The following is a 12,067-nucleotide window of genomic DNA, read 5'->3' as shown; positions in this document are numbered from 1 at the left end:
ATCGGTGACGGCCTGTGTGCCGACCACCCCCGTCACGCCCCCGGTCACCCCGCCCACTTCCCCCACGGCCAGCGTGTGCAACACGTTTGCCGCGGTATGTTCGGGGAACCAGTACGAAATTCGCCCTCAGAGCCTGACCATCGCGACGGCTGGGGTGTACACGCTAAGCGTGCGCTACCGGGCCCCCGAGAAGGCCGTCAACGCCATTGTGCGCGTCGACGGCAAGAGTCAGACGCTGCGGTTGAGTTCGACCAGCGATTACCAGAGCAGCGGGGTGGGCAGTTACACGCTGACGGCGGGGGTTCACACGATCGGGTTGAGCAGCGGGGTGGATGAGGGCTACATCTGTTTCGATCAGGTGTGCGCTAAGCCGACTACCTCGGAAGAGGGTTGTAATCCCCCTGCTGCGCCGGTGATCAGCGTTAATGGGAGTACACAGGTCTGCAATGAGTCGAGCGTGAATTTGACGGCTAGTGGATGCAGCGGTACGATTACCTGGTCTACCGGAGCTACCGGTAGTAACCTGAGCGTCAAAACGGCGGGCGATTACACGGCCAGCTGTCTGGTAGGTAGTTGCAGTAGTGCCTTATCCAACACCATCACAGTCACTTCGTGTGATCTACCAAGATGTACGTTTACACCAACGGCAAGCGCTAGTAACGTGAATCTAACCTGTGGTGCCAGTGTAAATCTAACGGCTGGCTGTTCTGGTGCTGATTGCGATGGCGTAAATTACTCGTGGAATGGCCAGGGAGTGGCTCAGTACGGCCAAACAGCAAGTGTCAACGCGCCAAATTACAATGGGAGCTTCACGTACATCGTTACAGCATCTAAACTAGGATGCGTCGCGAAAAAGGATTCCGTGATATTGTCCGTGACAGGATGCGCTCAGCCCTCTTCGGGTGTGTACTCCTACAGGGGCGATAACTTTGATTACAACCCTTTGGGTGAATCATCTACGTCTGACGTGTTTCCAGTCTTTGAGAACGATAAAATCAAAGTTAAGCTAGCCCTTCGTAACCAGACGTTCAACTCGCAGGAGCCAGGTATGGGTGGTGCAGTGTATCAACTATTTAATAAACAACACAATGCAACACATACACTTATCTTTAATCCTAACCGGTACAATGGCGATGATCATAGTGTTGTAGATCGATCTGGCCCGCCTAACCGAATTGGCTTGGGAGGAGGATTGTCTGAATGTTTATACGCTTTACCAAAGCCCCTCTACACGAATGAATTTGACGGTGCGGCCGGTAGCAGTTACCCCGTGAATGGCGTCAATCCAGGCGGGTATGACGGCGGTCTGGGTTTCAATCCGAACGAGGTTGGCGATGATTTTATGAACAGTGGGCAGCTTTTAAAATTCGGTCGGACAACGTCCGGCTTTTACACTAAGACCCGCCCACCAATTTATGGTCAAAACCGGTTCTTCGCTGGCGATCAGATAATTTTCGAGAAATGGGGTAGCCTAGATGATCGGGCACTGGATCTTCATTATCAGTCAACGTTTAAACGTACCAGTTACACTGGTCGGTCGGTAACCAAATCGCAGGAAAACCCCTGTTTGTACGTAAACGGACTACGCATTGTCAAGTTCTACGATGGTAACAATCCTTACACAAACGATGGCGTCACCACGATCAGTCAGGCGGTAGGACCTAACAACCAGAATGGCGCGGGACTGAACGGGATTCGTCCAAACGGACTTTACCTGTCGGAGCCCTGGATCTGGATTGGCGGTACGGATGGGTACGGTATCGGTCTGTTGATTAAAGATAATATCAAGGCGGGTTATGGCTTTTTCGGCGATGGAGGATTCATTCCTGATAATCCAGGTCCGGGTGGTAGTTACGGTTACATTGGTGCCGCAGCCCAGGAAATACTGGATAACAACATAATCTGGAGGCATAACAGTAAAGTGATCGTTGGCACTGTCGACGAGGTACGCGCTTACGTTTACGCGCAATCCTACCGGCCTGATCGTACGCCAAAGATTAAGTTTAACCGGCCTGGACGTGAGGGCTGGAGCTTGAACTCCGGTGACGGTGATGAGCGGTACATCTGGGATGACGCGTTCGATGGCAATGCGCGCCAGGGTTGGAAGCTGTACTTCGACAACAGTGCCAATGCCGTCATACACTCCCCAGGCGTGTGCTGGGAAGCCAATCAGTTCAAGAAATTCTACATCCGTTACAAATACTCGGGCAACCAAACGCAGTGGTCGCTAAGATTTCAACGGAATCGTCAGAAGAACAACGGTACCGTTGATCTGTCAGGCAACAACCGCTTTGCTGCGGAAGATGCCATTCGTTACGCGAACGGTACATCGGATGTTTCTGAGCAAACTATTTTCTTCAGCGTTATTCCTGACAACCAATGGCACGTAGCGGTAATCGATCTATCAGGGAATAATGCTTGGCAGGGTGTTATCAATCACATATCCATCAAGCCCCATCCCTTCATCGGCCGGTCGTACGATTCCGGTGAGAATGCCATAGTCGACTGGATCAACTCAGAAAATAGAGACCCGTTTCCAGACTGATTCCTGATTTAGGCTTCTCGCATCTGGCATAAGTCATTGTCGAATGAGAACGAGCTCCTGCTGACCGTGAATACACGTAGGGTCAACAGGAGCTCGTCTTATGGTTAAACCCGCTGATTAGTACCACCGTCTACGTTACAGTCTCTTTGCAGCGACATTTTCCTCACCAACCGATCAATTTTGCGGGAAGCTTAGCGAATGTTTCGTCAGGTTAGCAGAATCCGCTGAGCAATCGCACGAAAAGTGGACAGACTGGCCTAGCTGGCGATTCTGCTTACTGCGCAACGTATCTGACTTTGGAATGAACACGATATGACCAGCACCTGGTATTTCGGTTGCCGCTACGGGGCGACCAAACCGGTTGTAAAACTCTGCAACGCACGACTTCGGAAGCAGATCCGTGCACAGATTGATACCTGCAAAATCGTTGTACTGATAGAACTGCTCGAAGAAAGTCCACTGCTCAGCCGTCAAACAGGTAGTCAGCCGGTTAGCATACAAAAGATCGCGGGTGTCCGGGTGGTTGAGCAGTACCGGCCAACTGGCCTGCACAAATGGTTTAACCTGATCGGGATGTAAGCGACCGAAGTATTGGCCTATCGTTTTTTTACCGTGAAAACGCTGTAGCGCATAAAGTGTACTGGTATGTTGATACAGGGGGCATAAACCTTCGCTCAAACCTGTGGAGTTGCCTCCCACCACGCAAAAAGGCCAGTCTAAAATGGCTTCACCCGGTTGTTGACGAATTCGGTTGACGTAGGAAGCGAAGGACTTAGCGAAGTAGTAGGGTCTCTGCTGGTAGCGAAAGCTGTACACACTGACGGCTTCCAGTAGACCCAGCAACACTAGGCTTACAGCCAGCAGTGGCCTGATCCGACCGCTCCAGTGAATAGCAAAAATGGTCAGAATAACCGGGTAGATCAGTGTTACCCGCGAGGGTATACGATTGAAACGGTCCCAGGGTAAAATCTGTAGTACCGGCAGTCGAATGGGGTGATAGGCAGCATGGACCAGGCCGAAAAGAACGATTGGCACATAAGCCCAGCGAATTGGCCGACGGGTTTTCCAGAAGCCAAGCAAGCCAATGATGACCAGAAACCACCCAGCACTACCGGCCCCATTACCCTCCGGCATATCATGCAGATAAGGAGCCAAGGGGTCAATAGCGGAATTGAAGCCGGGCAGGTAGGGGGCAAGCAATCGAAGTGGATGCACCCAACCGTGACCACCCGCAAAACGACTCTTAAACACAAACGTATTGGCCTGATGGAATACTTCGAGCAACAACGGGACGTATAAAAAGGCTAAGCTGAAGATGGACAGGATCAGGCCCGTAAACAATAAGGTACGGTCCTGAATCTCTTGACGCCAGGCGGCAAAGATTCGTCCAAACTGTTCAATGGGTTTTCCAGCGTTGACTAGTAATCGTTTTACCAGTAGTATACCAATAAACAGAGCTGTCAATGCAAAAGAACTCAATGCGTAGCCCAGTATATACCCTACGTCATGCCCTAGTGCCAGTGTCAGCAGTAATGCTTTGAACACTAAAAACCGCAAAGGAACAGGTTCCTGTAAAACGACTCGGCGCGTCAACAGGAAATCAGTGATTATGCTGAGTACTGTCCAGTGGATCATAGCATACGCGTAATGACCTGGATACTTGTTTAGCGCGTAGAAATTGAAAAAGCACACTAAAAAGCCGGCAATAGCCGCTCGCAAAGACCCATAGTCTCTTCTGAGCAACATGTATGTTCCTGAACTCAGTACGAAAAGACTAAACAGGTAATATATGTTGAGCCAGGGCCCGTTACCCCAAAAATGATAGCACAAGGCATACCAGAAATTTTGTTCGAAGGCCCATCCCTGAAAGACATGGTTTGTGCCGTACGGGTAGAACGTCTGGTCGTTGATCCAGTTGAGGTGCGGAAAAGGGGAGAAGGAGAGGTTTCGGGCCACGTAATACCCCATGTAATCCCATTGATCGACGTCACCAGCGTGCAGATCGGCCAATGGTCCGCTGAAATTGCGAAGAAAGAATACGCCGTAAAGAGCGGTGAGTACGCCAAAAAATGAGACAGCTACTGTTGGCGTCAGCCAACGGTTGTACCTTGTCTCCACAGAAGTGGGTGTGAAGAATAGTGCATTCATTTTACCGATGGGTGTGGGCTAAAGCAATAGTTACGCGCAACGTGTGACGGGCCGATATGGACGCGATATGGAAATGGATCATGCCTCGACAAAACAAGCCACAAAACTGCGGAACAATGGAATTCCTGCAAAATAATTTACATTAAAAACAGATATACTTAGTGTATAAATTTGTTAGAATCTATATTTATCAATAAATAATAAAATAATTGTACAGTTCGTCACCGTCATAGGCTACTCTGAGGTACTGAAAACTGCGCTGTGTGATTGCTGACTTTAAGAAGTAAGTAGCGGACGCGAAAATAGTAAGCGGTTCAAAATTATTCGCAAAAATTTTTATCAGACTGGTTGAGCAACACCGGAAAGGGCTGGGGAAGTATGTCGTTTCTGTAGTCTGTTGCGTACGGCTCTTTCTAACGTAGGTATGTCTTCTAGTGGAGCAGGTGGTTGTCAGAAAATAACCTGATACGCGGGTGATGTCAGAACAGGAAGGCCAGGTCCCGTTTATCGGCGTTACCAATAATCGGGACCTGGCCTTCACAGAATGGTTCTGCGATCAGTTATTACACGATAAATCGTACTTATCGAATCAGCATGACTTGTCCCGTCTGGCGTTTTTTGGGTGTACCATAACTGATAACGTACGCGTAGGGGCCATCGGGTAAATCCTGACCGTTAAACGGCGTAGTGTATCCACTGGAGTGAAAGACAATCGTTCCCCAACGGTTAAATACCGTCACGTCCACGTTGTTGAGCTTACTCACATTGCGTAGTTCCCAGACGTCATTCTGGCCATCACCATTCGGCGTAAAGGCATCCGGGATGTACAGGCGCGATTCAACGTAAACAACCAGACTAGCGCTTGACTCACAGCCAAACTGATCCTGGATAGCTAACCGGTACGTGGTCGTACTATCAGGACGAGCCATTGGGCGGGCAATTGTCGGGTTGTCCAGTGTGAGGGTGGGCGTCCAGTTGTATTGATAGTTACCATTTACAGGACCCGGCAAATTGATCGACTCGCCGGGTTGAATGGCCAGTTCGCTAGGTACGTTCACATCAGGTAATGGTCTGACCAGAACTGTACGCTTGGCGCTTCCGCCCTGACAGGTTGATGTTCCCGTAAATGTGTAAACGATCTCGTGCGACCCCAGACCCGACAAGGCTGGTGAAAACTGTTCCCCTGACACACCATTGCCGCTAAACACGCCCCCTGCTGGTGTCCCCGTCAATCGAACAGGCATTCCGTCGGTGCCGCACAAGGCCGGAATCGAATCGAATCGTATATCCGCTTTGTCTATTTCCGTCAACGTCCAGCTAGACGATATGGCCGTACACTGATTTGTGTTCGTAACCCGTACCTGATAGAGTCCCCCGCTTTTTGCCTCATAGGTTGTTGTCAGAGCACCCGGTATACTAGTTCCGTTGAGCAGCCAGGTATACTGTAACAAAGGTTCGTTTCCCGTAGCGTTTAAATTGACGCTCATGCTTCGGCACAGCTGAGCCGGCCCATTGATCCGAACGGTTGGTACAGAAGCGGCTGAAACGGTTTTAGCTGATGATACGGCAGTGCAGGAATTGGCGTCCTGAACGACAATTTTATACTGTCCGACTGTACCTGCCTCATACATGGCTGACGTAGCCCCAGCAATCGGACTGTCGTTTTTAAGCCATTGATACGTTAGTCCACTACCTGCATTGGCCTGGAGACGAAGCGTGCTTCCCGGACAAAAACTAGTGGTCGATGCCGCCGATGCCAGCGTCGCTTCCGGTAGCAGGTTTGGAACGACCGGTAAGGCTGTGGAGCGGCCAGAGCATCCATTTGCATCGGTGACGGTGACCACGTAGCTACCCGCTAGATTGGTTCTGTAAAACGAGCTTGTCGCCACCGCTATCGTTGCTGTATCGCGCTGCCAAGAGTAAGTGGCACCCGTAGCCGACGAAGCAGCGCTGAGTGTAAACGAATTACCCTGACACAAACTTCCCGCTGAACTACTTACCGCTAGCTTTACGGTTGGATTCGGGCTGATCGTTAGTGAAACGGGGGATGAAAAAGCGGTTCGCGGGCAGGCAAGTTCTTTCGTTACCAAAACGGTGTACCGGCCAGCCTGCCGGGTGATCAGTATTGAGTCCGTTGCACCATTGATCGCGACGCTATCCCTGTACCACTGAAAATCCACATCTTTCAGGGGCGACTTCGCATTCAGTTGAACGACTCCGTTTTCGCATAGCGTGCTTTTAAGCCGTTCGCTCGGTTTGCCCACCGCCGAGATAAAAATCGATGGTGTTGTCACGGCGGGACATTCTTTCACCTGGAGTGACAATTCGCGCCGTATCTCAAACCCCTTGAATGTATCCTGATATAGTTCGGCTTTGACTACGTAGCGATAAGTGCCAACCGTTGATGGAGTGCCGGTAATGATACCCGTGCCACTGATTTGCAACGGATTTGTCGTCTCCATAAATGAGTTCGCGTTATAAGTGCTGGCCCAAGTGACGTCTTTGATAGGCGTACTGGCATCGCCGGTTGACGGAGAGACGAGGGAATACACGGTCTTGTTAAAGTTAACGCCGGGGTACGCGTAATTGTAAAGGCGCACGGGTTGATTGACGCAGGTTTCTACGCGGGTAGGTAAATTAAAAATACCCCCAAACGTACTTTTCGGAGCGCTTATTTTGTACTTGGTTCGATCACCAAATTCCATGTAGAAAACCACCGGTCCCGTTCCTTTGACGTTATCACTTACTTCGCGACAGCAGACGGGTTCTGTAGTCATAAAATACCCGGCAGGGTCATTCACCGAAGGTAAAAAGTTGATCGACCCAAAATAGACGACGCTGTTTATTCTGGACGAATCTCCGTTACAGGCCGCAGGCAGTGGTGTGTACTGTCCGTCCAAAACGGCACCCCGGACCATGACGACCGTCGCCACCGAACTGCTATCGCGCTTGCGATAAACATAAGCTTTGATGGACGGAGGAAACTTACTGAGCGAGGTACTGTTGGTTAGGTAAGCGGCTCTCAACAGCATGGATGACAATGATTCTGCATTTCCGTTGTAATCTTCCAGCTGACCACCAATGATTGGTAACAAGCCAGTACTGCCGCATTGGTTCGCGCTGATAATGGTCGCGGCCGATGTCGTCGAATCAGGACAACTGTCCGTCCGGTAAAGCATGACCGTATAAGCGCCTGACTGATCGACAAGGAGCGTCGAACCTGTTGCTCCGTCGATATTCTTCCCGTTTCGTTGCCACTGATACGTAACCGTCTTTGCGTTCGTCAGTGCGTTCAATTGAACCCGTTCGCCCTGACAGAAGGATGCCGTTGCTTTTTCCGTTGAGAAGCCAACTTTCGTTAGTTTGATTGAGGGAACGCCCAGCGATGGGCAGTCCTGTGCGTAAGCGATTGAGCCAGTGAGAAGCCAAACTATAAACAGATAAACGTAATTCATCGAACGGATCTCCCTTCTGGTAAATCATTGACCAAAACGGCGGTAGTAGGCGGGATAATTTTCAGAGCAGCTGGTTTATTAGTATATATATAAATTATCATATATTACGATACCTTAATTAAATTTTCGGTATTTATATACCGTCTAATAATCAAATATAAGCATATTCTGTGCCAATTTGTATATGAATTTATTAAAAAGTAACTACAGTGTTAACTATTTATAAATTGAGGATCAACTGTTTAGTTTACGTAGTTGGCTCGTAACGGGCACGTGCATAACGAATAAATAGATAGCTGATTATCAGATTATTATAGATAATTAGGCTGATTACTTTGTCTTTACCGAGTCTATAGGCACACTACGCAAATCGTGATGTTTCGATAACCCGACTGCGCTTTTCTGTTAGGATGGCAGTCAAGTCGGAACCAGCTCACAACTTTTGTTTCCATAACAGACTAGCAGATATGGGTCATGGAACTTCCATAACGTTTTAGCAACGCCCATTGCTAAAACGTTATGGAAAATGTTAATCTTTACGCGCGGAAAATCTTAGAGTCGCACAAGTAAAGACCGGGTTTCTACGTCGTTCAATAACACCGATATGTGTCAAAAATGAAATATGTACCCTATTATCGGGTGTCCACTGCCGGTCAAGGTAAAAGTGGCTTGGGCCTTTCGGCTCAACGGGATATCGTTCACCGGTTTGTAAAGACAGATGACGAACTGCTGGACGAATTTGTCGAAATTGAATCCGGGAAGAAAGCGAATCGACCGCAACTCTCGGCTGCTATTGCCTTTGCTAAACAGCACCAGGCTAGACTACTGATTGCCAAACTTGACCGACTTAGTCGCAATGTGTCGTTCATCTTCTCGTTGCGTAATTCCGAAGTTGACTTTGTTGCCTGCGATATCCCCGATGCTAATACACTTACTGTGGGTATTATGGCTGTGCTAGCCCAGCATGAACGGGAATTGATCAGTGAACGCACAAAAGCCGCCCTGAAGGCGAAAAAAGATCAGGGCCGTAAACTGGGTATGCCTAATATGACGGCAGCCATCATGCAGTCAGGACTGAATGTCCGTCAGCAGAATGCGCGAACCAATAAGGCCAATCTACAGGCGGCTGAATTGATTCGGCTTTACCGTAACGAGGGTCTGACGTATGCAGCCATCGCCGAACGGCTAAACGCAATGGGTTATCGCACACGGCGCGGTCAGGAATTCTTCGCTATGAGTGTACACCGGTTGGATCGAAGCCGGGCGGATAAATTAGAAAACGATAAATAGTACGAAAATACATGTAAAACGGTCCCTGCCGGCATGAGAACACTCATGTAAATTGTGCTCGTAAAGGCTTAATAGCTATAACTTATATACTTAATTTAAATAATTGTAAATCAAGTATATAAATGTTTTTTTATTTCCCTTTAAAGCAAACCTTATTTTCTCATTTTACCCCGAATACACGAGCCGTATAGGCACCCATGTTGTTGACGCGTCTGGACGAATTTTTTACCTGTATCTCATGCAGTTTTCTGTAAATAAATACCGCATCGAAGTTTTCAATAATGTATTCAGCTTGATCAGGACGTAGATTGAATTCAGCAACCAGACGAACATGAAGATCCGAAAGAGTCGGTGGCAACGCGTGTGTTTTGATCACTTTGATGGTCCACTTAAGAATGGCCACCTTCCGGTTCACTCGTTCTGTGTAGAGCGTTACGCTTAGATCGGTTTTTGTATTTATTTCCCCAATAGCAGGTAACAAAATTCGCCGACGAAAACCATCCCAGTTGGGGTATTGCTCAATCTCCGTGTGAATATCGTATAGTTTCAGTCTCGACTTCAATTCTTGTACCGTAATTTTCATCAAACCCAGGTGTTTCCACTGGGAGAGCATCTCATATAAGCGTTTTGTGTACTTGCCGGATACGTTAAGTGCATCCTGCAAACCGTAGGTCGTAAATCGGCTATCAAGATTGAACAGAAAAGGGCGCAGCTTCGCATCAATGCTGATAGCGATCGTACCCTGTTTGGTATTGTATTGTACAGATGAGAAGGGTGCTACCTGCAAATAACCATCCGGCACTTTGATTGTCAGAATTTTTTGCATCATCGTCTCGGTGGCAATTTTCAGATCGTCATACGGGTTTTTTATGTTCGTAAGCCCCATGATATCCTTCACTCGAACAACGTATTCCATCCCCGTTGGATCATCGGCTCCTAATTGAGACTGAACCATATAGAAAATATTTTTTTGCAAAGCTGTCATCTCATAATGTGCACTAGTCAGCGCATTTCCCTGGAAAAGGATCTCACTGGTATTGATGTAAGAAAGGAGCGAAAGCTGGTTGACTGGCGTAAGAGATCTCATACTTATCCACATTTTCTACGTAAACCTAACACGTAAAAAAGCTTGTACGTAATTCACTAGGTTTCTGTACGTACTTCGAAGAAGTTCACGAGGTTTTTGTACGTGTTTAGGTCAAAATGTTACGAGGTTTCTGTACGTGTCTCACGAGGTTTTTGTACGTAGTTCACGAGGTTTTTGTACGTACTTAGGTCCAGAAAAATCTGAAAATCAGTATGTTACAGAGGTCTTAAAATATCAAAAAAATAAAAATATGAGATGATCACAAAATATTTTGATAGGCGGCTCCTAAAGCTGAAAAAACAAACTCCAGATTCAAAAAAGCAGGGAAGGTCAAAAAAAGAAAAGCAAACAGTCAATCCCTTTGATTTTTCCGCGCCACGAGGTTTTTGTACGTGTTTCGATATAAGATTCTGAAAATGAGTTTGTTACAAGTGATTGATACGAATATAAACCCATGGTCAAAACGCTATATGAAAGATTGTTTGTAGATATAGAGACAATTGAGCTAGTCTGCTAGTAAACCTTGTCTCCGAATGTGTTTATTTTTAGCTACAACTACACGAGGTTTTTGTACGTAGTTTGGCCCTGATGGACTAGATAAAGAGATTCCAACTAGTTACAGACTCGACGTATGGATTATGTATTGTGACGAGGTTTTTGTACGTGTTTTTTATAACATACTTATAATCAGTTATTTATAAGCACATCAAACTGGTATTGCAGACATGCAGCAGACCATTTTCACGAGGTTTTTGTACGTGTTTGACTATTGAGAGATAAACTGTTTTTAGCTAGGAAGAAGCTACTTTCGTGGGCTTAACTGATTGATCAACAACAGGCGGGCTCTTGCAAGTAGATAAAGTTTACTTGTAGGGGCCCGCCTGTTGTGATAGTACTGTAGTATGAACGATGGCACTTTTACGCCTATTCCTCGTCGTTTACGCCATTCTCTTCGATCTGATCGTCCGTGATGATTTCGGCCATATGTTGTATGGCCTGATCAATCAAGTTCATTGCCTCGGTCAGCCGCTTCTGCGTTGGCTCGTCTTCGTTTTCGTAACCAATTCCGGTGACAGTCAGAATCTCGAACGTAAGCCGGGATAGTTCTCCACCAATACGCCGTATATCGGCTCGTGTTGCTTCTGGTAAGTTACTCATGTCGTACGGGAGCTAATTACCGGTAAAGATTAACCACCACTGAAATGGTTCCAGCCCGGAAAGTGATAACCCCCTTTTGAAACCTACTTTAGCGTGCCGCGATTGGGAAATAGCCTTTGCCAGAATGATATCTCTCTAAGTCTGCTCTTTTTGCACAATTGCACAAATAAGTTTTTGTGCAATTGTGCAAAAAGAATGAACGCTAAAATTGTGTTTGACGAGTCAAAATGATCCCATATTGATGAGGAAAACTTAACGCATTGGATAGAGTTGCGATTTTACCGCATTTTTAGCTCGATAGAGAGCTTATCTACTCGAGTATGGACTAGATGTTCAATTGATTTTTTAAGTCGCTGCAAATGCGGTTTAAGTGCTTCGACTAAA

The 12,067-nt window shown here is 47.4% G+C and carries 6 protein-coding genes; 2 read left to right on the top strand and 4 right to left on the bottom strand.

What is annotated here, in order from left to right; genetic code table 11:
* A partial coding sequence (locus GK091_RS28960) for a carbohydrate-binding protein (protein ID WP_164044244.1) occupies nucleotides 1-2,545 on the top strand: 2,545 nt, incomplete at its 5' end.
* Nucleotides 2,546-2,719: 174 nt separating this feature from the next.
* Here the strand turns inward: GK091_RS28960 and GK091_RS28955 are convergent.
* A complete protein-coding gene (locus GK091_RS28955) occupies nucleotides 2,720-4,693 on the bottom strand; it encodes a glycosyltransferase family protein (protein ID WP_164044243.1) in 1,974 nt (657 codons plus the stop codon).
* Nucleotides 4,694-5,274: 581 nt separating this feature from the next.
* Complete coding sequence (locus GK091_RS28950; protein ID WP_164044242.1) at nucleotides 5,275-8,148, bottom strand: gliding motility-associated C-terminal domain-containing protein; 2,874 nt, start codon at nucleotides 8,146-8,148, stop codon at nucleotides 5,275-5,277.
* 615 nt (nucleotides 8,149-8,763) lie between these two features.
* On the opposite strand from GK091_RS28950, the gene GK091_RS28945 reads away from it, so the two are divergent.
* On the top strand, nucleotides 8,764-9,438 hold the full coding sequence (locus tag GK091_RS28945) for a recombinase family protein (protein ID WP_164044241.1): 675 nt from the start codon (nucleotides 8,764-8,766) through the stop codon (nucleotides 9,436-9,438).
* A gap of 160 nt (nucleotides 9,439-9,598) precedes the next feature.
* Here the strand turns inward: GK091_RS28945 and GK091_RS28940 are convergent, their stop codons facing one another.
* Together GK091_RS28940 and GK091_RS28935 are read right to left on the bottom strand one after the other, a co-directional pair.
* Nucleotides 9,599-10,525, bottom strand: a complete 927-nt coding sequence (locus tag GK091_RS28940; RefSeq protein ID WP_164044240.1) for a replication initiation protein — start codon at nucleotides 10,523-10,525, stop codon at nucleotides 9,599-9,601.
* A gap of 924 nt (nucleotides 10,526-11,449) precedes the next feature.
* Nucleotides 11,450-11,683: a hypothetical protein gene (locus GK091_RS28935; RefSeq protein WP_164044239.1), complete on the bottom strand. Its 234-nt coding sequence runs from the start codon at nucleotides 11,681-11,683 to the stop codon at nucleotides 11,450-11,452.
* Nucleotides 11,684-12,067: the final 384 nt, after the last annotated feature.

The organism is Spirosoma agri (assembly GCF_010747415.1).
GTDB lineage: Bacteria > Bacteroidota > Bacteroidia > Cytophagales > Spirosomataceae > Spirosoma > Spirosoma agri.
The sequence above is the reverse complement of the archived record's forward strand: the minus strand, read 5'-3'. Positions and strand labels throughout refer to the sequence as shown.

Excerpts from the sequence above, each read along its gene's own strand:
- GK091_RS28935 (WP_164044239.1), bottom strand. The coding sequence starts at position 11,683 with ATGAGTAACTTACCAGAAGCAACACGAGCCGATATACGGCGTATTGGT.
- GK091_RS28945 (WP_164044241.1), top strand. The coding sequence starts at position 8,764 with ATGAAATATGTACCCTATTATCGGGTGTCCACTGCCGGTCAAGGTAAA.
- GK091_RS28955 (WP_164044243.1), bottom strand. The coding sequence starts at position 4,693 with ATGAATGCACTATTCTTCACACCCACTTCTGTGGAGACAAGGTACAAC.
- GK091_RS28940 (WP_164044240.1), bottom strand. The coding sequence starts at position 10,525 with ATGAGATCTCTTACGCCAGTCAACCAGCTTTCGCTCCTTTCTTACATC.
- GK091_RS28950 (WP_164044242.1), bottom strand. The coding sequence starts at position 8,148 with ATGAATTACGTTTATCTGTTTATAGTTTGGCTTCTCACTGGCTCAATC.